The following is a 26,507-nucleotide window of genomic DNA, read 5'->3' as shown; positions in this document are numbered from 1 at the left end:
CTGATAATCATGTAGCCGGCCTCACGCCGTTGCCGTAGGGCGGCGGGCGTAAAGTCAGGGTTGGTCCACCCACTTGACGCACAGGAGGCCGGCATGGACAAGTTTAGTGGAATCGACCTTCATTCGAACAACAGCGTAGTTGTGGTCAGCGATGACGCTGACCGGGTGCTCTACCAACGGCGCTTGCCGAACGATCCCATCCAGATCCGGGCAGCACTGGCACCGCACCGCGAAGATCTCGTGGGCGTGGTCATCGAAGCAACGTACAACTGGTACTGGCTCGTCGATGAGTTGATGGGCGATGGCTACAGGGTACATCTGGCCAACCCCGCAGCGATCCAGCAGTATGAGGGCCTGAAATACAGTGGTGACTTCAGCGATGCCGCCCATCTCGCACAACTGCTGCGTCTGGGACTTCTGCCAGAAGGCTACATCTATCCAGCAGAAGAACGTCCGATGCGGGACCTCTCACGCAAGCGAATACAACTGGTGCAATGCCGTACAGCGCAGATCCTCGCCATCGAGAACCTGTTCTCACGCCATACAGGTGCGCAGATGCAGGGTGAGCGGGTCAAGCATCTCGATGAAGTGCAGGTCAACGGATTCGGATTTGCGCCCGATGTGACGCTCGCGATGCAGGCCAATCTGGCGGTCATGCAAACCCTGCAGGAGGAAATCACGATCATCGAGAAGCGACTCCTGGAGCGGGTAAAACTGCGTCCCGATTACGCGTTGCTGAACTCGGTCCCCGGCATTGGTCCCGTTCTCGCAACCACAATCATGCTGGAAGCCGGGACCATCTCGCGTTTCACCGAGGTGGGAAATTTCAGTTCGTACTGCCGCTGCGTGGACAGCCGGCGCGAAAGCAACAGCAGAAAAAAAGGCCAAGGCAATACGAAGAATGGCAACAAGTATCTGGCGTGGGCGTTTGTTGAGGCGGCCAACTTCGCCATCCGCTCATGTCCGGAAGCCAGGCGCTTTTACGAGCGCAAGAAGCGCGCGCGAAACAGGATTGTCGCGATCAAGGCGTTGGCGCACAAGCTGGCGCGCGCCTGCTATCACATGCTTCGGGAGCACAAGCCATTTGAGATAAACCGCTGCTTTGGCTAATGGTGGCGCAAGGGGACCGAGCCCAGCGAGACCTTTTGGACCTTGCCTGGTACCAACGTTTCTCTGGGGCGGCAGCAACAACCGCCAGGGCAGACGTGAGTTACATCACGGCATGCTTGAACCCGATGGGTGTCTGGTGCGATCCGGTTCGCAACCAGCTCGAGAAAACGGATGCGATACCGAACCTTGCAGGCGGCCCTGACAGCATGACTCAAGAAATTTCGCCGAATGGTCATGACGATAAAAATGCCCATCGTCATGACCATTCGGCGATGGATAGATATTTGCACCTTGACTTCGGCCGACTAATGGGTGTCGCAATAGCGTACGTGAGACTCAGACTTATCGTTTCTGAGTCGCTGCCGCCGCTTGAAATGGAATGCCCCCCGCAAGGTGGAAGGATGGCGTAGCTCGGACAGGGGTTAAAGATAGGAGCGGGTTCTCACTGCCGACGGCATCGGATGTGCCAAAGTACCAGTCTCGAAATGTATCACCCGAGACGGAGAACCCCGATGAAGCTTGCCGCAGTCGGCGTAGATGTTGCAAAACGCGTGTTTCGATTGCACTGGGTAGAAGCGGAAACCATCGGCTGGGGGCGGCGCAGCCTGTAACGTCGACGGTGGATTCGTCTGATATCCGTGGGTTGGCTCCCCACACTACAGAGTTCCGTGTTGTGAACCTGCCGTGCTCTGTGTCCGAGAGTCTGCCGTGGTGGAGGCTGTCTCGCAGTATCTTGGCGGATTGTTCGCGGACCGTGCAGCGCACGTCTTCAGCAGACTGTTGTTCCTCCGCTGATTGTGCAATGTTGCCGTGATCAGCGAGTGTGCGATTGAGGCTGGGTCGGGAGTGCAGTCATTCGCGGGGATCCCACGCGAATGCGGCCACTTCCCGGCTATCGCGGTAACGGAGACGTTGAGATGCTTGCCACGGGCGACCAGCGTGCGATACTCCTTGCACAGCCGCAACTGTGCATCCTACGCGCGATGGTTTTGTCGCGGCAATGGCAAGTTGGCGGACAAACGGAAGTTAAGCGGGATTGCTTATGCTTCCGGCGAGTAAAACTGCTCGTCATGAGTGTATCCGACGCCACGGTTTTCCATTTGGCCCTTGGTGATCATGTGCATGATCTCGATGCCACTCAACAGAATGCGAGCACAACGAAAATCCTTGAAGCCGAGCACGGGCCGGAGGCGTCGCTTGATCGCTCGCTGATCTTGCAACTTTATTCAGATACTTGTTCTGCCGAATCTTGATCGGTGTTTCCCGCTCCGCGTTGAGAGCATCCGGCGCGGCCAGATTCGCGCCGCTTTTATCAATTGTCACCGTCTCGGGCCCGCAGTTTTGGTCGATGGACTTTCCGAAATAGCGCCGCGCCGCAGCCTTTCACGATGGGCACGCAGCGGAAAATCCACGGTGTTCTCCTCTTTGTCGACCGCGCAATACAAATACTTCCACTGGCTTCGGACCTTGGTATGCGTTTCATCCATTCGCCAGCTCCGCCAGACGGCTCGCTTGTTGCGGCGAAACGCCTTTTCCAGAAGCGGCAACACTTTGATGGTCGAGCGGTGCCCGGTTGAATGATCGACCGAGATTCCGCGCTCCGCCATCATCTCTTCGAAGTGTCGAAGGCTCAGCGGATACGCCACATATCAGCGGACACACGTCAGGATCACATCGGGCGGATAGTGCAAACGCTTGAGCACCCGTACCAAAGTTGGATTCAGAGTCGTCATCGAGTGTCCGACCGTTCGTATTATCATGACACATGATACCCGACGCTTATCGCGACAAAGCCCGAAGACTGCCCACAACCATCTTCAAACCGGCGGCCGCGCAGGAACGAACACCTATCCGAGCACGTTGTCGATGCTGCTTCTCAGTATCTGCATTGCTTCCTCGATCTGATCACCGGTCGTCACCAGCGGACAAAGACACTTTATTACCTGGCCGGAATGGCCGGATGTTTCGATGATTAGCCCCTGTCGGAACGCCTCGGCAGTAATCTTGGTTGCCAAGGCGCCTGATTGAACGTCAATGCCGCGCATCAGTCCGAGCCCGCGTTCCTCGGCCTCAACTTGACGATATCGCAATAAGTCTATCAGCCCGAGAAAGCCTTCCCTAACTATTTCTCCTTTCCGCCGGACCTCGTCTGCGAAAGCATCGTCCGACCAAAAGTATTCCAGTGCCTTCGCCCCGGTAATCATGGCCGCATTGTTTCCGCGGAACGTACCGTTGTATTCCCCTGCCTCCCACTGATCATGCTCAGGGCGAATCAAGACCTGCGAGAAAGGCAATCCAAATCCTGACAGCGATTTCGAGTTGGTCACGAGATCCGGCACCACCCCAGCGTGCTCGAAGCTGAAGAACCGGCCGGTCCGACCGCACCCCGCCTGGATGTCGTCGATGATCAACAGGATGTCTTGATCTCGGCAGACCGTCTCCAGCTCTTGCAGCCACGCCGGAGAAGCGACATTGATTCCACCTTCTCCCTGCACCACTTCAACGATAACAGCTGCTGGGTAGTCCAGACCGCTGGAGCAATCGCTCAGGCATTTTTTGAAATACCTCAGGGTATCGACACCTTTGCCAAAATAATTGTCGAATGGCATGAACGCGTTGCCCACGGACGGCAAACCGGCTGCGCTCCGAAACTTCGCATTTCCGGTGAGGGCGAGCGAACCCATGGTTATGCCGTGGAAGCCGTTGGTGAACGAAACAATGGTACTTCGTTTCTTTATCTTCCGAGCTAAGCGAATGGCGGCTTCGACCGCGTTGGTGCCAGTGGGCCCTGTCAGATGCACCTTGTAGTCAAGTCCACGAGCCTTCAATATCAGACGGTCGAAGGTGTCGAGATAAGCGTATTTTGCTGCAGTCCAAAGGTCCAGTGAATGAACGATGTTGTCACCCAGAAAATACTCGATGATCGACTCCTTCAGAGCCGGATGGTTGTGCCCGTAGTTAAGCGCTCCCGCGCCTGCTAAGAAATCGATATAGCGTCGGCCATCGACCGAGTAGATCTCCGCACCTCGCGCCTTGCAGAATACGACTGGGAAAGCGCGCGAATAGGTGCGGACATTGGATTCTAGCTCGGTTAGCTTCTCAATCATGTGCTCCATGAATTCTCCTGCATAACACTGCATTGGATTTTTATCTGCGTCTAGCCACTCCCTTGGCCTCATCTTTCCGCAAACCAAGCCGGAGGATGTCGTGCCGTTCCGGGCGCCATAGACGAGTGACGAATTTATAACCGCGGCTGGCCTGCAACCACAGCATGTGGAGATTCGCGCGCAAAGGAGACACGAGCGAGCTAACGGTGTCCCACGAGAGGGATGCTCATGCCTCTCGTATGTGCGATGTCAGGAACGTACGGCGCCGATCCAATGTGCCCAGCGCGTCGAAGCAAACGCAACGCGGTGCAATTTACCTCGTACTCCGGTTTCAATAAACGGTTCATTTGTGCTCCACATAGGCCATCATGATGCGTTCCATTCTGGCGTTAGCTCCGTTGTGTTCTAGCCTGGCGATACCGGCGTCATTGGCTTCTCGTAGATACAAGGATCGGCACGATACATTTCATGAGATTCATGGCATCTACAGTTGTTGCGAGAGCGGGTTCACGGCTTGTGTGGCAAAAGCCGTACCCGAACGTGACGAAGTCGCTAGACATACCGTTCAATAGGACTTAGTCAGAAGTGCTACACGGCACTGGTGTTGGCCATTTGCAAGTAATGCGTTCGTTTTGTCGGGAAACGGACATTTGTCAGCCCGGCGCAATTTCTCAACAAATATCCGCCAACTTTCCGCCTACCGGTAACTTACGAGGGTTCGGACCGGCATGGCCCGAAAGCTGCTTAGAGTCGGTCTGCGGACTGGGCCTGATCAGCGTGTGGAACAACAGGAACAGATCAATGACAACTCCGACCTCCAATAGTTGCAACCGTGTAGCTCTGTGGTCCGCAATGATCTTCCCTACTGGAAATTTATCGGCAAAGGGGGCGGTTTGGAAAGCTTTTACGATGTCATGCGAAGTCATGGGGCGACGCGGCGCAGTTTCCTCAAGTTTTGCAGTTTGACCGCCACGGCGCTAGGGCTCGGTTCGTCGTTCATCCCTCGTATCGCGCACGCATTGGAAACGAAACCACGGACCCCGGTAATCTGGCTGCATGGCCTCGAATGCACGTGCTGCACAGAATCGTTCATCCGCTCCTCTCACCCACTTGCGAAGGACGCGATCTTCTCGATGATTTCGCTCGATTACGACGACACGATTATGGCGGCGGCCGGCATACAGGCCGAAGCAATCCTGAACGACATCATGAGCCGCTACAAGGGCAACTATATCGTCGCCGTCGAGGGCAATCCGCCACTGAACGAAGACGGCATGTTCTGCTTTCCTGGCGGCGAGCCGTTCATCGAAAAGCTCAAGCGTGTATCCGCGGACGCGAAAGCGGTGATCGCGTGGGGTGCCTGCGCATCATGGGGCTGCGTGCAGGCAGCAAAGCCTAACCCGACTCGCGCAACACCGATCGCCGGCGTGATTCTCGACAAGCCGATCATCAAGGTGCCAGGTTGTCCACCGATTCCCGAGGTAATGGCTGCGATCATCACCTACGTGGTTACGTTCGACCGTATCCCGCCGCTCGACCGTCAGGGGCGACCTAAGATGTTCTACGGGCAGCGCATTCATGACAAGTGCTATCGCCGGCCTCACTTCGACGCGGGCCAGTTCGTCGAGAACTGGGACGACGAGGGTGCACGCAAGGGTTATTGCCTGTACAAGATGGGTTGCAAGGGACCGACCACTTACAACGCGTGCTCGACAGTGCGCTGGAACGACAGCGTATCGTTCCCGATCCAGTCGGGCCACGGCTGTCTTGGCTGCTCGGAGAACGGCTTCTGGGACAAGGGCTCGTTCTACGACCGGGTCGTCGACATTAACCAGTTCGGCGTTGAATCGAATGCCGACCGTATCGGTCTGGCGGTGGTGGGTGCAGCTGGCGCGGCAATCGCGGCGCATGCAGTCGTCAGCGCGATCAAGAGTTCAGTGGTCAAGATGCAGGACCTGAAATCGCTCGGCGAAGCACATAATAAAGCAGCACAAGAGGAAAATCGCCAATGAGCTATCAGACTCAGGGCTTCACACTCGACAACACCGGGCGTCGTGTTGTCGTCGATCCGATAACGCGGATCGAGGGGCACATGCGTTGCGAGGTCAATCTCGACAGCAACAACGTCATTACGAACGCGGTCTCCACTGGCACGATGTGGCGCGGCTTGGAGGTCATCCTGAAAGGCCGCGATCCGCGCGACGCGTGGGCGTTCGTCGAGCGTATCTGCGGCGTGTGCACCGGCGCGCACGCGCTGACATCAGTGCGCGCGGTCGAGAACGCACTGAACATCCCGATACCCGACAATGCGAACCTGATCCGCAACCTGATGCAGGCAACGCTGTGGGCGCACGACCACCTCGTCCACTTCTATCATCTTCATGCGCTCGATTGGGTCGATGTGGTGTCGGCGCTGCAGGCCGATACGAAGCGCACCTCGGAGCTTGCGCAAAGCATCTCCGACTGGCCGCTGTCGTCACCCGGCTATTTCCGTGATCTGCAGTCGCGGCTGAAGCGCTTTATCGAGTCTGGCCAGCTTGGCCCGTTCCGCAATGGTTACTGGGGTCATCCGGCGTACAGGCTACCGCCGGATGCTAATCTGATGGCGGTTGCCCATTACCTCGAAGCACTCGACTTCCAGAAGGACATCGTCAAGGTCCATACGGTGTTCGGAGGCAAGAACCCGCACCCGAACTGGCTCGTCGGGGGCATGCCCTGTGCGATCAACATCGACGACGTGGGGGCGGTCGGCGCAATCAACATGGAGCGTCTGAATCTCGTTTCTCGAATCATCGATGAGACGATCAAGTTCTGCGATCAGGTGTATCTGCCGGACGTGACCGCAATCGCCAGTTTCTACAAGGACTGGGGTTCGATCGGTGGCGGATTGTCCTCGCAATCTGTGTTGTCGTACGGCGACTTCCCCGACCACGCAAACGACTACAGTGCCCAAAGTCTGCTCGCGCCGCGCGGCGCGGTGATCAACGGCAACTTCAACGAGATCCACGATGTGGACCTCTGCAATCCCGATGAAATCCAAGAGTTCGTCGCACACTCTTGGTACCGCTATCCCGAGGGCACGCACGGCCTGCACCCGTATGACGGTCAGACCGAACCGCACTTCGAGCTCGGCCAGGCGACCCGGGGAAGTAAAACGAGGATCGAGCAGATTGACGAGTCGGGCAAGTACTCGTGGATCAAGGCACCGCGCTGGCGTGGTCACCCGATGGAGGTCGGTCCGCTTGCGCGTTACCTGATCGGCTATCATCAGAACCGCACGGACATCCGCGAGCCGGTCGATGCCCTCCTCCGACGGCTCGACATGCCGCTCGCCGCGCTGAACTCGACGCTCGGCCGCACCGCGGCCCGTGCGCTCGAAGGTCAGTGGGCCGCGTACAAAATGAAGTACTTCTTCGATCGGCTGATGGCCAACATAAAGGCCGGTGACACATCGACGGCAAATGTCGACAAATGGCAGCCGTCGACATGGCCGTCGACCATACGCGGAGTGGGTTTCACCGAAGCACCACGTGGCGCGCTGGGCCACTGGCTGAAGATCCGCGACACGAAGATCGACAGCTATCAATGCATTGTGCCGACCACGTGGAACGGCAGTCCTCGCGATGAAGTGGGGCGGATTGGCGCATTCGAGGCGAGCCTGATTCAGACGAAGATGGCCCGTCCCGACGAGCCCCTGGAGATCCTGCGCACGCTGCACAGCTTCGATCCATGTCTTGCGTGCTCCACCCATGTCATCGGACCTGCCGGCGAAGAACTGGTCAACGTCACGGTGCGCTGAGACGGCCAGGCAACGATGTTTAGGAACCAGCATATGAAAACCTATGGTTTTGACGGCAACGCCCCTTCGCAGCTCGACAGCAGGCGGATTACGTCGGTCTATGTGTATGAGGCGCCGGTGCGGCTATGGCATTGGTTAACGGTCCTGTCGGTGATAGTGCTCTGCAGTACTGGATATTTCGTCGGAAAGCCGCTTCCGACGCTGTCGGGCGAAACCGATGCTCATTTCCTGATGGGTTATATCCGCTTTGGGCACTTCTGCGCGGGCTATGTACTCGCGGTCGGCCTGATCTTCCGCGTTTGCTTCGCGTTCCTCGGCAACGCGTTCGCGCGGGAGATTTTTATCGTGCCCGTCTGGGATACCCAGTGGTGGCGAGAGCTGCTCTACGAATTGCGCTGGTATCTGTTCCTTGCACGCTATCCGTGCAAGTATGTCGGCCACAATCCGCTCGGCCAGAGCGCGATGTTTGGCTTTTTTATTGTGGCTATATTGACGAGCGTCAGCGGCTTTGCCCTGTACGGCGAGGGTCTTGGCAATGATAGTTGGGCCGCTCGCCTGCTCGGTTGGACGATCGCGGCGCTCGGCGGAAACAGCCTGTCGTTGCACAGCTGGCACCGGCTCGGCATGTGGAGCATCGTGCTGTTCGTGATGATTCACGTCTATGCTGCAATTCGCGAAGACGTCATGTCGAAACAATGCATGATCTCCACGATGGTCAGCGGCTTCCGGATGTTCAAGAACTGACCCATGGAAACAACGACGGCACACTCCCTGCCCCATATCGTCGTGCTCGGCATCGGCAACGTGCTGTGGGCGGACGAAGGCTTCGGTGTTCGGGCGGTGGAACGACTCAACGCGCTTTGGCAATGGCCGGAGCATGTGGAGCTGGTGGATGGCGGTACGCAGGGGCTCGCGTTACTGCCGTTCGTTGAATCGGCGGACCGGCTCATCGTGTTTGATGCAGTCGATTTCGGTCTGGAGCCGGGCACGCTCGCCGTGCGGGAAGGCGACGCGGTACCCGCCTGCCTGAGCGCCCGCAAGATGAGTTTGCATCAGGCCGGCTTTTCGGATGTGCTCGCCTGCGCGCAGCTCAAAGGCAACTACCCCGACGATCTGGTGCTGATCGGTGTTCAGCCGGTCGAACTAGATGATTTCGGCGGCAGTCTGCGTCTAGCCGTCCGTGCCCAGATCGAGCCCGCCATAGCGGTGGCGGGCGAATGGCTGCGACGCTGGGGTGCATTCCCCGTTACGCACGCTGACCGCGATGCGCCAGTTTCGTCGTTGAACGCCAACGGTCTTGCGCTGTCCCGCTATGAGGGCGAACGTCCGTCGCCGCAAAGCGCGAACCGGCACGGCGACACGCGCTTCTGGCATCCTTCGGAGCCGTGCTGATGTGCGTCGGTATTCCTGCGCGCGTGCGACGCGCCAACGGTCTGCGCGCGCAATGCGAAAGCCGCAACGGACCTTGCATGGTCGACCTGTCGCTCACGGGACCGCTTGCTCCCAATACGTGGGTGTTGACGTTCCTCGGCGTGGCGCGCGAGGTAATTGATGAGGCGCGTGCACGCGACATCGAATCGGCCCTCGCCTCGCTCGATGCGATCGCCCACGGCGAAAGCGGTCTTGACGCCTACTTTGCAGATCTGGTCGATCGCGAGCCAGAATTGCCAACACATTTACGCGAGAACATTACGCAATGACAACACAGGGCACATCCGCCGCGTCGACGCTCGAGTGCCTGCGCGAACTTCTGCTCAAACAGGGCTTTCTGGAACTGCAGAACCATACGTTCGACAGCGTTGCCGTCGGCGCCCGAACTCTCGTCGTGCTTCCGCTCGGCAATCCGGCACGGCATCCCGAATTTCTCGACCTGACGGTGGTCCTGCCCGAAATAGTGCGCCAGTTCGGGCCAGACTCGTTCCGCGCGGCCTTTGCCATCCCGCCGGCAAGCGCAGCGATCGCGAATCGCTTTGGCGTGCTGCGTCACCCGGCGCTGATATTCCTGCGTGAAAGGTGCTACCTTGGCGCGATCGAAGGACTGCGCGACCGGCAGGATTATCTGCAGTGCTTTACACGCATGCGCACTGAGCTGCCCCAGCCGGTACCGATCCAACTCTCCGTGTACGGAGCCCGATCATGAGCCGCCCGTTCCCTGTTTCGATCATGACGGCGGCTGGTCCCGGCTCGCAGCCCGAACCCGATGACTGGTCGTGCCTGCCGCTGCCCTCCACGAGCGAAATCTGGCGCACGACGGCTACGCCTGAGCACGGCGCGGGTGACGTGCTGGCGCTGTTGCGCGCCATGGTCGCCGTGCTTGATCGAAATCCGTCGCCCGCGCACCCGCTCGTCTTCCGGGTCAGCACACTTGGTGCCGACGCGCATCGACTGCTCGCTCAGATCATGGGCGAAGGCGAGGTGTCGGCGCAGGTTGTGTCGAGTCGCGGAGCACGAGCCGACGCCGGTGCGCTCGTCCGCATTCAGGAATGCCGGTATCCGGGCATCTGGCGGGTCATCGTCGACAGCGCGAACGGCGTGCGCATCGACGACCGGATCGAAATCGGCGCGATTCCGGCCGCGATCCTCAACGAAGCGCGCCACAGCGGCACGACGCAAGGCACAATCCCGGACACGTCGGGCCACAACTTGACGAACGCGCCGTTCATCGCCAGCGAAATCGTTGCGGCCCAAGCCAGGGCTGTCAGCTGGCACGGCGCGGGCAGTCACGTCATCAACTTCAGCCTGTTACCCGTCACGCCCGCGGACGTCGCATGGCTCGACAACATGTTGGGCGCGGGTACTGTCGGTATCTTCTCGACTGGCTACGGCAAGTGCACGGTCATCGCCACCACTTGGCGTCACGTGTGGCGTGTGCGCTATTTCGACGGATCGAACAAGGTTCTGCTGGACACACTCGATATTGCCCTGATTCCCGAGATGGTCATAGCGTCAGCCGAGGATCTTATGGACTCGCTGCGGCATCTGCGCGAAATCGTGAAATGGCTGGAGGAGGACTGATGTTCGAAGGGAGCTATCTCGGCGGCGACCATGTGCTGCAAGCGCATCGCCGGCTCGAATGCAAGATCGACTGGTGGGTCTACGATCCCGCACAGGGCGCTCCCATCTGGAACGTTTCGCCCGGCTCGCCGCTCGCCGATCTGCCCAAATACTGGAAATACCCGGTATGCGATGGCCCGCACGATCAGTTCATGATAGTGCCAGACTGAAGCCATGGCGCCCACAGCATCGTCTTTCAGCGCCGACCTGACGCACCGAATCGAAGGCGCGTTCGAGCAGATAGCACAGACCCGCATGTGCGACCTGCCCTTTCTGAATTCGCGCCTGAGTGTCGCTGCGGTGGCTTTTCGTCCGTGGCAGTCGAGCTGGATCGGCGTGCTCGTAACGCCGTGGGGCATCAATCTACTGCAATTGCCGACGTCTGATGCACCGTTTCCGCCGACGCGCGCCGACGCCGTGACCGAAGTCGCCCTGCCGGGCGGGATTATGCCGTTCATGCCGGCGCGGCTCGATACGCTCGGCGAGTTCCGGATGTGCTCGCTTTTTTCACCTGCGCGACAATTTGCCGATCAGGAGACTGCGCTCGTAACCGCTTGGGAAACGATGCGGCTGCTATTCGAGCCGGAGAGCGTGGCACAGCCGAAGGTGGGTTCCGACGGTTCTGCACAAGTACACCCGGATCGTCCCGACCGGTTCCGGCGACGTCTGTTTGGATTGCAGCCGTGACACCCTTGCAAGTTCCGGTTCTGACACTCACGCTCGACGGTGACAACGAAGGCGTGCACTCGGTAGTCGGCCGGTGGTCGCCCGTGCCCGTCGAGCGTTTGCTGATCGGCCGGGATGCGTCTGACACCCGGGCTGTAGTCGGCGCGATGCTCGTGCTATGCCGTCATGCGCAATGCGCAGCATCGGCGCGCGCGCTCGCGGCCCCACAACCCACCATTTCGCCGGTCGCGACGAACGACGAACAGATCGAACTCGAAGCTGCACGCGAAACGCTGCGGCGCTGGCTAATCGATTTTCCGGGAGTGTTCGGCGGAACATGGTCAAGCGACGTGATCGCCCAATGGGCGGGACTCGGTTCGCGGGCGCGCATCGCCGATTTCTGCGAGCGCCAAGTATTCGGCATGCCTGCCGCCAGGTGGCTAGCGCTGTCGAAGTCCGATCTCGCCAACTGGGCTGCAGGTACCGGGACGCTACCGGCGCGCTGGCTGAACGGCCTGCAAAAACAGGCCGCACGGCCCGTTTCGATCCGGCCGGCAAACGTGCTGCGCAGCGTGCGCAAAAATGCTGCAGAAATGCTGCTCGCCCGCGATGCAGGCGCATTGGAGGTGTCCGGGCCAGCTTGGCCCGCCCATGCGGACCTCTGGAGCGATCCGGAGACGGCACCGGATCTCGCTAGCGGATTGATGAGCACACGATTGCGCCATCTCGCACTGCTTTGCGCGAATCGCGCGAGTGCTGCAGCGGGCGGCCTGCGGTGCGGCGACATCAGCATCGGCTGGGCGCGCTGTGCTCGGGGTGTGCTCGTGCATCTCGCACGCCTCGAAGAAGGTAAGGTCGCCGCGTACCGAATCGTACCGCCAACCTGGTGGAACTTTGGCCGCGCAAACCTGCTAGCGGCCGCTCTTCGCGGCCTGCCTTGGGAAGCGGCGCAACCGCTCGCACAACGTCTCGTGCTATTGCTCGACCCATGCGCACCCTACCGGATCGAGGTGAACCGCCGTGCATGAGATGTCCGTTGCGGAAGGCATCCGGGACGTGATCGAGGACGAGGCGCGTCGGCATCAGTATCGGTGCGTCCGCGAAATTGCGTTGGAGGTCGGGCAGCTTGCAAACGTCGATACCCGGGCGCTGCGTTTCGCACTCGATGTCGCACTGCGCGGCTCCCTCGCCAATGGCAGTGTCGTCACGATTCACGAGCCACCCGGCCACGCATGGTGCATGCGTTGCGGCGACACGGTGGAGCTGCGGCGGCGCGGCGACGGTTGCCCCGCCTGCGGCAGCTATCAGCTCGCGGTGACGGATGGGGACCAGATGCGCATCGTCGGCATGGTCGTCGACTGACGCGCCCGGCACGACGGCTGGTGCCTTGCGGGATAGAAGTGACGCGAGGCTTTGGTTCAACCGGTTGCGCACTCCGGAGCGCAACCCGCGAAACCATTGGAGTTCCTTATGACCTGCGCGACGGCGCGCCAAGAACGGAGGACAACATTATGTGTACGACTTGCGGATGCGCTTCATCCGAACCCCAGGTCGAGGACGACTGTTCGTGGACGACGCTCCATTCCTACGAGCACGATCAGGCGCACTTGCACGCCGCTGGCCGCGTGCACACTCACGACCACACGCAAGGCGGCGGCCACGCGCATCCGCACGGGACCCATGGGCGTCACATCCATCTGGAGCGCGACATCCTGCACGAGAACAACCATCATGCGGGCGCGAATCGCGAGCGCCTGCGCCAACGTGGCGTATTCGCGTTGAACCTTGTATCGAGCCCGGGATCCGGCAAGACGTCACTGCTGGTGCGCACGGTGTCGGCTCTCAAGGGCACCCTGCCCGTCGCCGTAATCGAAGGCGACCAGCAGACCGCCAACGACGCCGAGCGCGTTCGCGCGGCCGGCGCGCCCGCCGTGCAGATCAACACCGGCAAGGGATGCCATCTCGACGCGCACATGGTCGGTCACGCGCTGGACCGGTTGCCGCAGAATGAGGGCGGCTTGTTGCTGATCGAGAACGTCGGCAACCTCGTTTGTCCCGCTTCTTTCGATCTGGGCGAAGCGCACAAGGTTGTCGTCCTGTCGGTGACTGAAGGCGAAGACAAGCCGCTCAAGTACCCGGACATGTTCGCCGCCGCTCGGCTGATGCTGCTGAACAAGACGGATCTGCTGCCACATCTTGACTTCGATGTGAATAAGGCGTGCGGCTGCGCACGACGCGTCAATCCTTCGATCAAGATCTTCTGCGTATCGGCCCGCACGGGCGAAGGCTTCGAACATTGGCTCGACTGGATTCGCGCCGGCTGCGCCAGCGCAGAGGCAGTTGCCGGACCGAAGAGTGCCGGGGGCACGTCGCATTGTGATCGAGCGTGAGCGAATAGAGGTCAGCGGCATCGTGCGAGGCGTCGGATTCCGTCCGTTCGTCTGGCGGCTGGCGCGACACTTCAACCCGAGCGGCGAGGTCTGCAACGGAACGAATGGCGTGCAGATCGACATACAGGGTAAACGGCGCAATCTGGACGCTTTCCGCGCCGCGTTGGCGGAGCAACCACCGCCGCTCGCCCGCATCGACGCAGTGCGCCGGACTGCAGGCACGCCCAGTCCGGGAATGAGCGACTTTCGCATCGCGGAAAGCATCGAAGATGCGACGGCTCAAAGCTGTATTCCTGCCGATTCCGCCCCCTGCGATATGTGTCTCGACGAGCTTTTCACTGAAGGTGGCCGGCGCTGGCGATACCCCTTCATCTGCTGTACCAACTGCGGTCCGCGCTATACGCTGATACACCGCACGCCGTACGGCCGTGCGCATACCAGCATGACCGCTTTTGCGCTGTGCGAGCGTTGCGCGGCAGAATACAGTGATCCTACTGACCGGCGCTTTCATGCGGAAACGATGGCCTGCACGGAATGCGGGCCCACGCTGCGCTTCAGACGGCTAGATGCGCGTGGTTATGCGGCCCCCCACAGCGGTTCGCCCATGGGTCCGGTCGCGCAGGCATGGGCCACCATCGCGCGCGGCGAAATCGTTGCCGTCAAGGGGCTCGGCGGCTTCCAGTTGATATGCGATGCGACGAATCCGGCCGCCGTGGAGCGGCTGCGCGAGCGCAAGCGTCGGCCGACCAAACCGCTTGCGCTGCTGGCGCCGAACGTGGCGTCGGCCGCACAATGGGTGGACTTGGGCGATGCGTCGAATGCGGAACTGCTCGCTTCGGCGGCCCGCCCGATCGTCGTCTTGCGACGTCGCGACGGGGCGACGCTGACAGGCGTGGCGCCGGGCCTGAACCGGCTCGGACTGATGCTGCCCAGCACGCCGATCCAGTACCTGTTGTTTCATCAGGCGCAGTGCCAGCCGCCCGGCACCCGCTGGCTCGGCGAAGCCCAGCCGACGATACTCGTTGCCACCAGCGCGAACCTGTCCGGCGAACCATTGCTGAGCGATCCCGGCGACGCGGGCGAGGCGCTCGCCGACATCGCCGATGCGGTGCCCGATCACGACCGTGAAATCGTTTCCCATTGCGACGACAGCGTGGTACTCGCCGCGCATCCGTTGCCTGCGATAATGCTCCGCCGCGCACGCGGCTATGTGCCCAAACCCGTGCCCCTGCCAACGGACGGCCCGTCGGTGCTCGCGCTTGGCGCGCAGATGAAAAGCACCGTGACGCTCACCGGCGGAAGGCTCGCGTACGTGTCGCCATATCTTGGCGACCTTCGTAGCCTTGGCGTCTGCGAGTTGCTCGAAGAGACCGTCAATCGCCATGTCTTTCGCATGCACGTCGCACCGGCCGCCATCGCCTGTGATCTTCAGCCCGATCTCTATTCGACCCGCCTCGCCGAAACATTGGCCGATCGCTGGAACGTCCCTTTGCTACGCATCCAGCACCATCATGCACATGTTGCCGCCGTACTCGCCGAGAACGGTCACGCCGATCCTGCGCTGGGTCTCGCGCTCGACGGTTTCGGTTGGGGCGACGACAGCAATGCATGGGGCGGCGAACTCCTGTTTGTCGAAGGCGGCCGTGCGCGGCGGCTCGGTCATCTGAGTCCACTCCCTTTGCCGGGCGCGGACGCCACCGCCCGCGCGTCGTGGCGCATGGCGACCGCGCTGCGGCACTCGCTCGAACCCGGCACGCGCCGGCTCCCGCCCGCCATCGACGCGAACACTGCGCGGCTCTATCAACAGATCGAACGCGGCTTCAACTGCCCGGTCACGACGAGCCGCGGTCGCTGGTTCGACGCCATCGCGGGACTCGCCGGCATCTGCCCGACGAAGCGCCATGAGAGCGAAGCGGCCATGAAGCTCGAAGCGCTCGTGCGCCCGGCTGACTCGCATGCGGACAGTTGGCGCATCGACGGCCTGAATCTCGATCTGCTGCCGCTCGCGCGCCGGCTCGCCGCCCTGCGCGATCCCGTGGAAATGGCCAGTCGCTGGCACGTAACGCTCGCTACCGCGCTTGCCGACTGGCTGCGCCACGCGATGCGCGCCACCGGCATCGATACGATCACGGTCGGTGGTGGCTGCTGCGCGAATCTCGCGCTGATGTCCGGCTTGCGAGAAGCCCTGCACGACGTGCGTTGCACGCTGCTGCAGGCCTGTAGTCTGCCGCCAGGCTACGGTGCACTCAGCTACGGCCAAGCGTGGGCCGCAATCCAGCGATTACAGTCCGATACTGTCCTGACACCGGAGGACCGTCCGAAATGAAAGGAGTTCGATCATGTGTCTAGCCATACCCGTCGAAGTCGTCGAACTGCAGCCGGGCGAAAGGGCCCGCGTCAGCGTCGACGGTGTAACGCGCGAAATCTCGCTCGCGCTCGTCGAGAACGTCGCGTCCGGCGACTTCGTACTGCTACATGTCGGCTATGCGATCGGCACGCTTGACCGGGCCGAGGCCGACGCAACGCTCGCGCAGCTCGCCGCGCTCGCCGCTTCGTGTGACGCTGACGCAGCAGCGAGCGACGCATCCAGAGGAAACCCAGCGTGAAATACGTCGACGATTTTCGTAATAGCGACCTCGCACGTCAGATCGCGAGGCGTATTCATGCCGCCGTTGAGCCGGAACGACGCTATCGTCTGATGGAATTCTGTGGCGGCCACACGCACGCTATCGCACGATATGGCTTAACGGCATTGTTGCCGCCCTGCGTCGAGCTGATTCACGGCCCCGGCTGTCCGGTGTGTGTCCTGCCGGTCGGTCGTATCGACAGCGCGATAGAGCTCGCACTCGAACATCGCGTCACGCTTTGCACCTATGGCGACACGCTACGGGTGCCCGCGTCGCGCCAGATGAGCCTGTACAAGGCGCGGGCGGAAGGCGCCGACGTGCGCGTCGTCTATTCGAGCGCCGATACGCTGACATTGGCGCGCGATCGACCCGACCGGCAGGTCGTGTTCTTCGGCATCGGCTTCGAGACGACCACGCCTGCGACGGCCGTCGCGCTTCTGGCCGCGCAGGCCCAGCAGCTTGAGAACTTCACTGTGTTCAGCAACCACGTGCTCACGCCGGCCGCGATGCAACATCTGCTTGCCGACGATGATGCGAATCTCGATGGCTTCATCGGCCCGTCGCACGTCAGCACGATCATCGGCATAGCACCTTATCGCGTGATCGCGCGTGACTATCGCAAGCCTGTGGTCATCACCGGTTTCGAACCGCTCGACGTGCTGCAAGCCGTGCTCATGCTCGTCACACAGATCAACGAAGACCGCGCGGATGCTGAGAACCAGTTCACGCGTGCTGTCACCGAACAGGGCAACCTGAAGGCACAGGCGCTAGTCGCGCAGACATTCGAGCTACGTAACGATTTCGAATGGCGCGGACTCGGGCTCGTGCCCGATAGCGCACTCGCGATCCGCGCTCCGTTTGCGCAATGGGACGCGGAAAAGCGCTTCAACCTGTCCACTCAGCCGGTCGCTGACGTGAAGGCCTGCCAGTGCGGCCATATCCTGCGTGGCCACGGCAAGCCAACTGACTGCAAGGTCTTTGGCACGGCGTGCACGCCCGCGGCACCACTTGGCGCCTGCATGGTTTCGAGCGAAGGTGCCTGCGCAGCACACTATCAGTATGCCCGCTTCAACGATGCAGCCGCGGCCGGATGTGTTCACCTATGAAACACCCCATCTTTCATGGTCGCCCTCTCGACCTCAAACACGGCCGCATCGACCTGACGCATGGCGCCGGCGGCCGCGCCAGCGCACAACTGGTCAACGATGTATTTGCCCCGGCGTTTGATAACGCCTGGCTCGCGCAGGGCAACGACCAGGCCATCATGCCGCCTGTTGCCGGACGGTTAGCGATGAGTACCGACTGCCACGTCGTTGCCCCGCTGTTCTTTCCCGGCGGTGACATCGGAGTACTTGCTGTCAACGGCACAGTCAACGACCTCGCCGTCGGCGGCGCGCAGCCGCGCTACCTGAGCGCCGGATTCATTCTCGAAGAAGGCCTGCCACTGGACGATCTCGTGCGCATCGTCCAATCAATGGCGCGGGCTGCACGCGACGCTGGCGTGCAGATCGTCACAGGCGACACGAAAGTCGTCGAACGCGGCAAGGCTGATGGACTGTTCATTACGACAGCGGGCGTCGGCGTCGTACCACAAGGCGTCGAGTTGGATGGCGGCAACGCGCGGCCAGGCGATGCCATCCTGCTGTCCGGACATCTTGCCGAGCACGGTCTCGCCGTGCTGTCGCAACGCGAAAACATAGGCTTTGACAGCAGCATCGTGTCGGATTGCGCTGCGCTAAACGGTTTGACCGAGCAACTGCTCGAAACGTGCCCGTCGCTGCGACTGATGCGCGATCCGACGCGTGGTGGCCTTGGGAATGCGCTCAATGAAATCTGCCAGCAATCGGGTTTCAGTATGCGCATCTGGGAAGAGGCGCTACCCATACGAACAACTGTGCGGGCGGCCTGCGAGTTCTTCGGCCTTGACCCGCTGTACATTGCGAACGAGGGCAAGCTAATCGCCGTATGTGCGAGGCAGGACGCGCCCGCACTCGTCGATGCGATGCGCGCTCATCCGCTAGGCCAAGATGCCGCGCTGATCGGCGAAGTAACGGATGATGCGCGCGGCCTCGTGAGAATGCAGACTTCGTTCGGCGGCGAACGGCTCGTTGACTGGTTGAACGGTGAGGTGCTACCCCGCATCTGTTGATGGAAAAAGGGCTCTGGTGCAAATAGCGCCAAGCGAATCGGTTAATGTGTCGGGCTGAACGAATTGCGAGCCGACGATGAGCAAGCTGAAGAGCCAGGACGAACTGTTCGCAGGCCGTCACGTTGACCGCGATATGATCACTCTGTGTGCGCTGGTACCTGCTTGCAGGCTCGCGGGATCGACGACATAACATTCGATCCCGCGAGCCTGCAAGGCACGATAGATCCAGAACGCGTCCTGGCCCGCCTCGTAGCTTACGACGATCCGTAGTTCGGCTGGCAACGCCCATTTCTACCGGTGCTGTTCAATCAGCGACAGCACCGCCTGCAGGCGGGATGCGGCCTGTGGCTGAGTCGCTGTATGCACGGCCGGCTGATCGCGGCGGCGGCCTTCATGTAGCGCAACTTTCCACTTCGCCATTGCCAGCTCGAGCGACACCGCCAGTACAACTTCCTCGGCGCATGGCCTGGAGACCTGTTGTGCGTGCATGATGCCCTCCTGTGAGCAAGCGTTGACAAGCTGATTTTACGGGTCGGCTCGCCGACCTTCCTGCTACATATGTCTAGCGCATTTGCCAGAGCGTTACAGGGGTCAGCCGCGGTCGTAGTGGGTCGCGACGGATTGACGCGTACCCGTTAGGGTCTTCAGGAAGGCTACGATTGCGTTGACATCCGAGTCCGATAATTGCTTACCGACCTGATACGTCGCCATGTCGCGCACAGCTTCGTGCAGATCGGTACCGCTGCCGTCGTGAAAATATGGCGCGGTCAGCTCCACGTTGCGCAGCGTCGGCGTCTTGAACGCGTGGCGATCGAGCGGGTCTTTCGTAACGTTCGCCCGGCCGTTGTCCGCGGTGAAGGCGTAGCCCCGCGCGGCGAAGTAGTCGGCCGCGAGGCCCATTCGCTCGAACGACTGCCCGCCCAGATTCTTGCCAACATGGCAGGTCGCGCAATGGTTTGCCTTGAATAACTGGTAGCCGCGCAGTTCCTCGCTATTCAGCGCATGCCTGTCGCCGCGCAGGTAAGCATCGAAGCGACTCGGCGTTAGCAGTGTCGTCTCATATTCGGCGATCGCGTCTGTGATGTTCGCGCCCGACCAACCGTCCCGGTACACCGTCAAGAACTGTTGCGTCAGCGACGAGTCCTGTTTCAGCTTATCGATGATCTCACTCCACGACCTAGACGCCATTTCGACCGGATTCAGCGGTGGGCCGCCCGCCTGTTCCTGCAGCGTGGCCGCGCGACCGTCCCAGAACTGCTTGTCGTTGAGCGCTGCGTTGAACACCGTCGGCGCGTTGACAACGCCAAACTGTCCGCCCACGCCGGACGAAACCTTCTTTCCGTCTACGCCCCCACTCGACAGCGTGTGGCAACTCGCACACGATATCGTGTTGTCCGCCGATAGTCGGACATCGTTGAAGAGCTCCCTTCCAAGCGCGACCTTACCCGCGTCGGTCGGCAAGGAATCTGGCAACGGTTGCACCGGCTCGTTAGCGAACTCCGGTGCAACGCCGCGCGTCGCATATGCGCTGTGGCGCTGTGACGCGATCCAGTCGAGAAGCGCGCGTTGATCGTCGGCCCTCAGTCCTGTTGTCCAGTGTACGAGGCGGAACAGCTTTGGTGGCATGGTGCGTTCGTTCACAATGGTTTCCAGCTTCGCAAGATCGGCTTCGGGAGCTGGCATGCCGCTTTCGAGCGCCGCGTACAGGCTGTCGATGCGGAAGTAGGCGAGTCCAGTTTGCCTGTCGTGTTCCGCTAGCTGACGAATGCCTGGTAGCGCGGCATAGTTGGGCAGGACAGCTTTCGTCGAATGGCAGTAGTAGCATGCGTTTCGATCTAACACGTCGCGGATGCCGAACGCTTGTGAGGATACGACCGGCCTCGCGGCCGCTCTTTCCGCATAGTCCTTGTCATGTACATACGCGATACTGCTGATACCGAGATAGCCAACTAGCACGACGGCGATCGACGCGATCAGAAGTTTCTTCACTTGCTCTCCTGTTTCGATTTTGAACGGAATTCGTTAACGTCTACTTCGGACAGGTGATATCGGCTGTCGAGCGACGACGCGCCGGCCAAACAGAAGGCACAGCAATTGAACATTACGTAAGTCAAGAGGCTGCAATATCCGCTTGATCCAATCCGTCCCTGCGTGCGCTCGCACGTTGCGTATCCGCTCAGTCTGCGTCAGACTCGAGCAGATATTGGCCGAGCCAGGAATTTCGGTTGATCATTCGACAGTGCATCGCTGGGCGCTCAAACTGTTGCTGGTGCGGGCCCGCCGTGAGGAAGTGATCTACGGTTTGTTGAATGATCCACCACGACGCCTCGTTTCTTCGGGGATTCGCGGCTTTAGCACATAAGACATGTAGCGCCATAATCAGGCGCTCATTGCTCTCGCCCGACGACGCTGCGACGTGCTGTTCGCCATGCTGCGCGACGGCACCCTCTACCAACCAAAATCTGACCCCTACTGCTTAACAACGATCTCTATCAGTTGTTTCATCCGTCGAACCTCGTCGCGAGCCGAATCAGATATGAGCCCCCCAAAACCTCAACGCGACAACATCCTCGCCGCATGCGTGACGGACAGATGCTAACCGCAGCTCATGCCTGATACAAGCGGATATTGATTAAATTCGCATAAGGGAAATTTATGTTAATTTGAAGAGCAAAAAAATGAGCCAATTGTTGGGACTCTCACCCTTGATATAAATCAATTTAATTTCCTATTTATAAGTAGATAAAATAGGATGATGCTTTATTTTGCCTGACAGATGAGGTTGATTTGATGAGCTTAACGATTTATCGGACAGCGAGGATGCTTACAGCAAGACAGGTTGGAATTTTTTAGCTTTCTCTGATTGTAGTCGGGTTTTATGGTCGCGGTGACTCGAACGGTAGCTCAGGCACCGATGCTATGGCACTGGCAGGCTGCTGGAGAGAGGTGTCGGTAGAATGAAGCAATGAAGAAGACGAAATCGCTTTATCATGGGCCATCGCTTCCCTGCTGTCGTTATCAATTGTGCCGTTCGCTGGTACTAACTTCCGGTTCAATCTGAGCCTGCTCGACATCGAGGCTTTGTTGCTCAAGCGTGGTATCGTGGTCACGTACGAAACGATCCGTGGCTGGTGCGACAAGTTCGGAGCTGGATTTGCACAGTGCGCCAAAGCGGTGCCGCGGAAGCCAGGCAGCACTTGGCATTTGGATGAGATGTTCGTGACCCTGCGCGGCGAGCCGTACCTGTTGTGGCGCGGGGTCGACGAGCATTGCGCCGAACTCGACGTGTTGGGGTAAAAGCGTCGCGACAAGGCCGCAGCGAAGTGCTTCTTTCGGCGGGTGCTGCGCTCGAAACCGGTGCCGTGTAGAATCGTTACCGACCAGCTACGCAGTTATCCGGCCACAAAGGCCGATATACCTGAGCTCGCACAGGTGATCCACATTTTCGTCAAAGCGGCTGCACGCGTGAACAACCGCGCCGAGAACAGGCACCAACCGACCCGTAGGCGCGAACGCCAGGTGTGTGGCTTTCGCGATGCACGTCGTACGCAGGCATTTCTTTCATGCTTCGGCCCGATCCGTCACCCCTTCGCGCTTCCCAGACATCAGATGAACGCTGCACGTCATCGCGTCATACTCAAAGAACGCCTCGGCACATGGCATAGTTGGACTGTCTCTTCCGCAGTCGATGACGCTATCTGATAAGGATCACTATTTTTTCGCCAAACAGTTAGTCTACAGGCACCAACGCCCTTCGAATGGTTGTATCCGCTGTGTGCCACACCGGTGCCCGCGCTCATCAACAGGGCGTCGACGGCGCGATGAAGAGCGTCGAGGTGCGCGGGCCGTTGCGCGCCAATAACGGTTCTGTCGCGCTAAGACGTCGAGATAAAATTGTCGCCTGGGCATGGAAGACGAATAAGATGGCGAAGACACGGAAAGCGGCACGCGAGGTATCCCGCCGTTACAAGGGGGCGGTCGGGAAGAGCTGGCGCATGGACGAGACCTATATAAAGGTTGGCGGCCAGTGGAAGTATTTGTACCGTGCGGTGGATAAGGCCGGTAACACGGCTGACTTCTTGCTGCGCGCCGGGCGCGACAAGGTTGCCGCCCGGCGCTTCTTCGAGCAGGCGATCGCGAGCAGGCGATCGCGAGCAATGGCGGACCTGAGACTGTTACCATTCACAAGCGCGGCGCGAACCGGGCCACGCTCGAAGCCCTGAACGCCCAAATGGGAAACGCCCATCTGGATCCGGCAGATCAAGTACCTGAACAAAATCCTGGAGCAGGACCATCGAGCAATCAAGCGCATCATCAGTCCTATGACGGGCTTTAATGATTTCCGTTGCGCGCGCATCATCCTGTCCGGCATTGAGTTAGTGCACATGATTCGCAAAGGGCAGATGAAAGACAACAGGCTTGTCAAAACTGTTGTCGGCCAGTTCTATTCTCTGATGCCATAAGCAACCTACTCATATAGAACCACGATCGCCTCGGCCTTCTTATTGCGAAAGAGCCAACCCGCTTAACCCTCTCAACCGTCACGGAAAATAAAGCTATACGCGCTCAACGCCGGCACACCGCCCAGATGCGCGTACAGCACGCGGGAGCCGGCCGGAAATTCGCCGTTGCGCACCTTGTCGATCATGCCGTGCATCGACTTTCCCTCGTACACCGGATCGGTCAGCATCCCTTCGAGTCGCGCGCACAGACGGATCGCTTCGAGCGTGCCGTCGTTCGGTAGGCCGTATTCCGGGCCGCCGTAGCGCGCGTCGAGCACGATGTCCTTCACGGTGATGTCGCGTCCCAGCTCGACGCTTTCGGCGGTCCGCTTCGCGATGCGCGTGATTTGCTCACGCGTCTGCGCCGGTTTCGCTGACGCGTCGATACCGATCACCCGGTTGGCGCGGCCGTCGGCGGCGAAACCGACGACCATGCCCGCCTGGGTGCTGCCAGTGACCGAGCACACGACGATGTAGTCGAATTTGAAGCCCAGTTCGGCTTCCTGCTGACGCACCTCCTCGGCGAAGCCGACAAAGCCGAGCCCGCCTAGCGGATGATCCGAGCAGCCGGCCGGAATCGCGTACGGCTTGCCGCCGGTCGCGCGCACGCTGTCGAGTGCGTCTTCCCAGCTCTTGCGAATGCCGATGTCGAAGCCGTCGGGCACGAGCCGCACATCGGCGCCCATGATGCGCGACATCTGGATGTTGCCGACGCGGTCGTACACGGCGTCGTAGTAGTTGACCCAGTTCTCCTGCACGAGCACGCATTTCAGGCCTAGGTGAGCGGCCACCGCCGCGACCTGGCGCGTCTGGTTCGACTGGATGCCGCCGATCGACACGAGCGTATCGCAGCCTTGCGCGAGCGCATCGGGGATCAGGTATTCGAGCTTGCGCGTCTTGTTGCCGCCGAACGCGAGGCCGCTATTGCAGTCCTCGCGTTTAGCATACAGCTCAACCTTGCCGCCGAGATGCTGCGAGAGCCGCTTGAGCGACTGGATCGGCGTCGGTCCGAAGGTGAGCGGGTAGCGGGGGAATCGTTGCAGGTTCATCGCGGCTCCGTGATGAGTGATTTTCGTGAGTTCATGGTATGAGGACAGTTCAAAAAATGTGACTCCGCTCGTTTAAATATGTTCCAGCAGACGAGCGAGCAAGAAAATTTGAAGAATTGGACCGCGACAATCATGTTGGCCGGTGTAGCGGCAAAGGTTTTGGCCGGTGGGGAGGAGTCGGAGGCGGCGTAGCCGCCGGAGACTTCTCCCCACCGGCGGCGCCGAGTCGGCTGGGCTCTACGATGGCTGATCGAATAAGAAAGCGATCAGCTACATGTCTGGAACCCGCATTACCGACCAACAGGTTCGCCTCTACATGTCCAAACGCAAACATCACTCGCAGGAGATTGCCGCCGCCAAGGCCGGCATCAGTGTCCGCAGCGCCCGGCGCATAGAACGGGACACCGTACTGCCATCACAGAAACCACGTCGTTACTGGCGTTCCCGTCCCGATCCCTTCGCCGACGTCTGGGATACTGAAGTCGTTCCGATGCTCGCGAACGCGCCGCAACTTCAGGCGGTCACGATCCTGCGCAAGCTGCAGGACGATCATCCCGGGGAGTATCCCGACAGCACACGCCGCACACTCGAGCGACGCGTGCGGCACTGGCGGGCGACGTCCGGCCCACCGAAGGAAGTCTTCTTCCCGCAGTTGCATGAGCCCGGCGCACGCGGCCTGTCCGACTTTACCGACATGGCTGAACTGCGAGTGACGATCGCTGGCGTGCCATTCGAACACCGGCTGTACCACTTCGTGCTCGCGTTCTCGCGCTGGGAATACGCCAATGTTGTTGAAGGTGGCGAGAGCTTCGAAGCACTGTCCATGGGATTGCAAAACGCACTATGGCAGGCCGGGGGATGTCCGCGCGAGCATCGCTGGGCGGCGACAATTATCTTGGCCGGTCGTTGACGATCGTTTTGGCCGGTGGTGAGGAGTCGCAGGCGGCGTAGCCGCCGGAGACGACGAGCCACCGGCAGCGCTGCGTCGGCGGGGCTTTAGGATGGGCTGATCGAAGCTTAAAGAAGAAGCGGTCAGCTCATGTCTGGAACCCGCATCACCGACCAACAGGTTCGTCTCTACATGAACAAGCGCAAACACCATCCGCAAGAAGTCGCGGCCGCCAAGACGGGCATCAGCGTGCGTACGGCACGCCGCATCGAACGCGATGCAACGTTGCCATCCCAGAAGCCACGGCATTCGTGGCGGACCCGTCCCGATCCGTTCGCCGAGGTCTGGGATAGCGAAGTCGTGCCGTTGCTGCGCAACGCACCCCACCTGATGGGCATCACGGTCCTGCGTAAGCTGCAGGATGATCACCCGGATCGTTATCCCGATAGCATGCGGCGTACGCTGGAGCGGCGTATTCGCCAGTGGCGCGCTCTCGAGGGCCCTACCCAAGAGGTGTTCTTCCCGCAGGAGCACCAGCCCGGCGTGCGTGGACTGTCGGACTTCACAGATATGAGCAAGCTGTGCGTGACGATCGGCGGCGCCCCGTTTGGCCACCGGCTGTATCACTTCGTGCTGGCGTTCTCACGCTGGGAGTATGCGAACGTGGTTGAGGGTGGTGAGAGTTTCGAAGCCCTCACGACCGGATTGCAGAACGCTCTATGGCAGGCGGGAGGTTGCCCGCGCGAACATCGCACGGACAGCCTGTCGGCCGCCTTCAGGAACCTGACCGAACAGGAGGACTTCACGACGCGTTACGCAGCTCTGCTCGATCATTACGGCATGGAGGGCACGCGTAACAATCGTGGTCTGGGTCACGAGTATGGTGCGGTAAAAAATATGTGCTGCTCGATAAAGAACTAGGCCAAGGCAGTACCTTTGTGGAAAGCGAACAGCACATATTATTCGCTACAAGGTGCGGAGGAAGGTCATCAGGTCGGGCTGATCCCGCCATTGCTTTTGGCCTTCGGCACCGCCTTCCACTTCGCATGTCGCCAGTGCCTGTGCCTTTGTTTCCAGATTGATCTCGGCGTAGATGTTGGTCGTCTCCAACGAAACGTGCCCAAGCCAGCCGCGTATCGTATTGATGTCGACACCGGCCTGGAGT

General features: G+C 60.3%; 20 protein-coding genes and 9 pseudogenes. 23 read left to right on the top strand and 6 right to left on the bottom strand.

Going from position 1 to position 26,507, the window contains the following annotated elements; all coding sequences use genetic code 11:
• Positions 1-93 precede the first annotated feature (93 nt).
• Positions 94-1,110, top strand: a complete 1,017-nt coding sequence (locus GCT13_RS40450) for an IS110 family RNA-guided transposase (RefSeq protein ID WP_087740424.1) — start codon at positions 94-96, stop codon at positions 1,108-1,110.
• Between the two features lie 1,040 nt (positions 1,111-2,150).
• Here GCT13_RS40450 and GCT13_RS40440 read toward each other — a convergent pair.
• Both GCT13_RS40440 and ectB read right to left on the bottom strand, forming a co-directional pair.
• Positions 2,151-2,843: pseudogene (locus tag GCT13_RS40440) on the bottom strand (IS6 family transposase).
• A gap of 114 nt (positions 2,844-2,957) precedes the next feature.
• The gene (ectB, locus tag GCT13_RS40435) at positions 2,958-4,226 is read right to left on the bottom strand and encodes a diaminobutyrate--2-oxoglutarate transaminase (RefSeq protein WP_087740473.1); all 1,269 of its coding nucleotides are present in this window, start codon (positions 4,224-4,226) and stop codon (positions 2,958-2,960) included.
• An 884-nt stretch (positions 4,227-5,110) separates the two neighbouring features.
• Between ectB and GCT13_RS40430 the strand changes: the two genes are divergently transcribed.
• From GCT13_RS40430 to GCT13_RS51665, 17 genes and pseudogenes are all read left to right on the top strand, one after another.
• Positions 5,111-6,229, top strand: coding sequence for a hydrogenase small subunit (locus tag GCT13_RS40430; protein WP_087740472.1), 1,119 nt, complete (start codon positions 5,111-5,113; stop codon positions 6,227-6,229).
• Positions 6,226-8,016 carry a nickel-dependent hydrogenase large subunit gene (locus GCT13_RS40425; protein ID WP_087740471.1) on the top strand — a complete coding sequence of 597 codons (1,791 nt, stop codon included), beginning with the start codon at positions 6,226-6,228 and terminating at the stop codon, positions 8,014-8,016. The genes GCT13_RS40430 and GCT13_RS40425 overlap by 4 nt, the downstream gene beginning before the upstream one ends.
• A 33-nt stretch (positions 8,017-8,049) precedes the next feature.
• Positions 8,050-8,760: a Ni/Fe-hydrogenase, b-type cytochrome subunit gene (gene cybH, locus GCT13_RS40420; RefSeq protein ID WP_087740470.1), complete on the top strand. Its 711-nt coding sequence runs from the start codon at positions 8,050-8,052 to the stop codon at positions 8,758-8,760.
• Positions 8,761-8,763: 3 nt separating this feature from the next.
• Entirely contained in the window at positions 8,764-9,408 is a 645-nt protein-coding gene (gene hybD, locus GCT13_RS40415; protein WP_087740469.1) for a HyaD/HybD family hydrogenase maturation endopeptidase, read from the top strand.
• Positions 9,408-9,716, top strand: a complete 309-nt coding sequence (locus GCT13_RS40410; RefSeq protein WP_087740468.1) for a HypC/HybG/HupF family hydrogenase formation chaperone — start codon at positions 9,408-9,410, stop codon at positions 9,714-9,716. The genes hybD and GCT13_RS40410 overlap by 1 nt, the downstream gene beginning before the upstream one ends.
• The gene (locus GCT13_RS40405; protein ID WP_087740467.1) at positions 9,713-10,156 is read left to right on the top strand and encodes a thioredoxin domain-containing protein; all 444 of its coding nucleotides are present in this window, start codon (positions 9,713-9,715) and stop codon (positions 10,154-10,156) included. The genes GCT13_RS40410 and GCT13_RS40405 overlap by 4 nt, the downstream gene beginning before the upstream one ends.
• A 140-nt stretch (positions 10,157-10,296) precedes the next feature.
• The gene (locus tag GCT13_RS40400) at positions 10,297-11,031 is read left to right on the top strand and encodes a hydrogenase expression/formation protein (RefSeq protein ID WP_321574943.1); all 735 of its coding nucleotides are present in this window, start codon (positions 10,297-10,299) and stop codon (positions 11,029-11,031) included.
• Positions 11,031-11,240, top strand: coding sequence for a rubredoxin (locus tag GCT13_RS49990; protein ID WP_227747261.1), 210 nt, complete (start codon positions 11,031-11,033; stop codon positions 11,238-11,240). Before GCT13_RS40400 ends, GCT13_RS49990 begins: the two co-directional genes overlap by 1 nt.
• A 4-nt stretch (positions 11,241-11,244) precedes the next feature.
• Complete coding sequence (hybE, locus tag GCT13_RS40395; protein WP_227747260.1) at positions 11,245-11,757, top strand: [NiFe]-hydrogenase assembly chaperone HybE; 513 nt, start codon at positions 11,245-11,247, stop codon at positions 11,755-11,757.
• Positions 11,754-12,764 carry a HupK protein gene (locus tag GCT13_RS40390; protein WP_087740465.1) on the top strand — a complete coding sequence of 337 codons (1,011 nt, stop codon included), beginning with the start codon at positions 11,754-11,756 and terminating at the stop codon, positions 12,762-12,764. Before hybE ends, GCT13_RS40390 begins: the two co-directional genes overlap by 4 nt.
• Position 12,765: 1 nt before the next feature.
• Positions 12,766-13,098, top strand: coding sequence for a hydrogenase maturation nickel metallochaperone HypA/HybF (locus tag GCT13_RS40385; protein WP_152767468.1), 333 nt, complete (start codon positions 12,766-12,768; stop codon positions 13,096-13,098).
• 149 nt (positions 13,099-13,247) lie between these two features.
• Positions 13,248-14,126 (top strand): hydrogenase nickel incorporation protein HypB, encoded by an 879-nt coding sequence (gene hypB / locus GCT13_RS40380; protein ID WP_152767465.1) that lies wholly within the window; start codon positions 13,248-13,250, stop codon positions 14,124-14,126.
• Positions 14,092-16,452 carry a carbamoyltransferase HypF gene (gene hypF / locus GCT13_RS40375; RefSeq protein WP_235851267.1) on the top strand — a complete coding sequence of 787 codons (2,361 nt, stop codon included), beginning with the start codon at positions 14,092-14,094 and terminating at the stop codon, positions 16,450-16,452. Before hypB ends, hypF begins: the two co-directional genes overlap by 35 nt.
• A 13-nt stretch (positions 16,453-16,465) precedes the next feature.
• A complete protein-coding gene (locus tag GCT13_RS40370) occupies positions 16,466-16,732 on the top strand; it encodes a HypC/HybG/HupF family hydrogenase formation chaperone (protein ID WP_087740462.1) in 267 nt (88 codons plus the stop codon).
• Complete coding sequence (gene hypD, locus GCT13_RS40365) at positions 16,729-17,859, top strand: hydrogenase formation protein HypD (RefSeq protein WP_087740461.1); 1,131 nt, start codon at positions 16,729-16,731, stop codon at positions 17,857-17,859. The genes GCT13_RS40370 and hypD overlap by 4 nt, the downstream gene beginning before the upstream one ends.
• Positions 17,856-18,902, top strand: a complete 1,047-nt coding sequence (gene hypE / locus GCT13_RS40360) for a hydrogenase expression/formation protein HypE (RefSeq protein WP_087740460.1) — start codon at positions 17,856-17,858, stop codon at positions 18,900-18,902. The genes hypD and hypE overlap by 4 nt, the downstream gene beginning before the upstream one ends.
• A 76-nt stretch (positions 18,903-18,978) precedes the next feature.
• Positions 18,979-19,063: pseudogene (locus tag GCT13_RS51665) on the top strand (IS6 family transposase); the annotation flags it as partial.
• 4 nt (positions 19,064-19,067) lie between these two features.
• On the opposite strand, the pseudogene GCT13_RS51460 reads toward GCT13_RS51665, so the two are convergent.
• A pseudogene (locus GCT13_RS51460) lies at positions 19,068-19,391 on the bottom strand (IS110 family transposase); the annotation flags it as partial.
• 102 nt (positions 19,392-19,493) lie between these two features.
• On the bottom strand, positions 19,494-20,891 hold the full coding sequence (locus GCT13_RS40345; protein WP_321574941.1) for a cytochrome c peroxidase: 1,398 nt from the start codon (positions 20,889-20,891) through the stop codon (positions 19,494-19,496).
• 129 nt (positions 20,892-21,020) lie between these two features.
• On the opposite strand from GCT13_RS40345, the pseudogene GCT13_RS40340 reads away from it, so the two are divergent.
• The 3 pseudogenes from GCT13_RS40340 to GCT13_RS40330 form a co-directional block, all read left to right on the top strand.
• Positions 21,021-21,174 (top strand): annotated as a pseudogene (locus GCT13_RS40340) (IS6 family transposase); the annotation flags it as partial.
• Between the two features lie 693 nt (positions 21,175-21,867).
• Positions 21,868-22,604 (top strand): annotated as a pseudogene (locus GCT13_RS40335) (IS6 family transposase).
• A gap of 56 nt (positions 22,605-22,660) precedes the next feature.
• Positions 22,661-23,365 (top strand): annotated as a pseudogene (locus GCT13_RS40330) (IS6 family transposase).
• 71 nt (positions 23,366-23,436) lie between these two features.
• Here GCT13_RS40330 and GCT13_RS40325 read toward each other — a convergent pair.
• On the bottom strand, positions 23,437-24,453 hold the full coding sequence (locus GCT13_RS40325) for a 1-aminocyclopropane-1-carboxylate deaminase (RefSeq protein WP_087740457.1): 1,017 nt from the start codon (positions 24,451-24,453) through the stop codon (positions 23,437-23,439).
• Positions 24,454-24,727: 274 nt separating this feature from the next.
• Between GCT13_RS40325 and GCT13_RS40315 the strand changes: the two are divergent.
• A pseudogene (locus GCT13_RS40315) lies at positions 24,728-25,330 on the top strand (IS21 family transposase); the annotation flags it as partial.
• 162 nt (positions 25,331-25,492) lie between these two features.
• A pseudogene (istA, locus tag GCT13_RS40310) lies at positions 25,493-26,239 on the top strand (IS21 family transposase); the annotation flags it as partial.
• Between the two features lie 69 nt (positions 26,240-26,308).
• On the opposite strand, the pseudogene GCT13_RS40305 reads toward istA, so the two are convergent.
• Positions 26,309-26,507: pseudogene (locus GCT13_RS40305) on the bottom strand (tyrosine-type recombinase/integrase); the annotation flags it as partial.

The sequence above is a fragment of the Paraburkholderia franconis genome, from assembly GCF_009362735.1.
GTDB lineage: Bacteria > Pseudomonadota > Gammaproteobacteria > Burkholderiales > Burkholderiaceae > Paraburkholderia > Paraburkholderia franconis.
The sequence above is the reverse complement of the archived record's forward strand: the minus strand, read 5'-3'. Positions and strand labels throughout refer to the sequence as shown.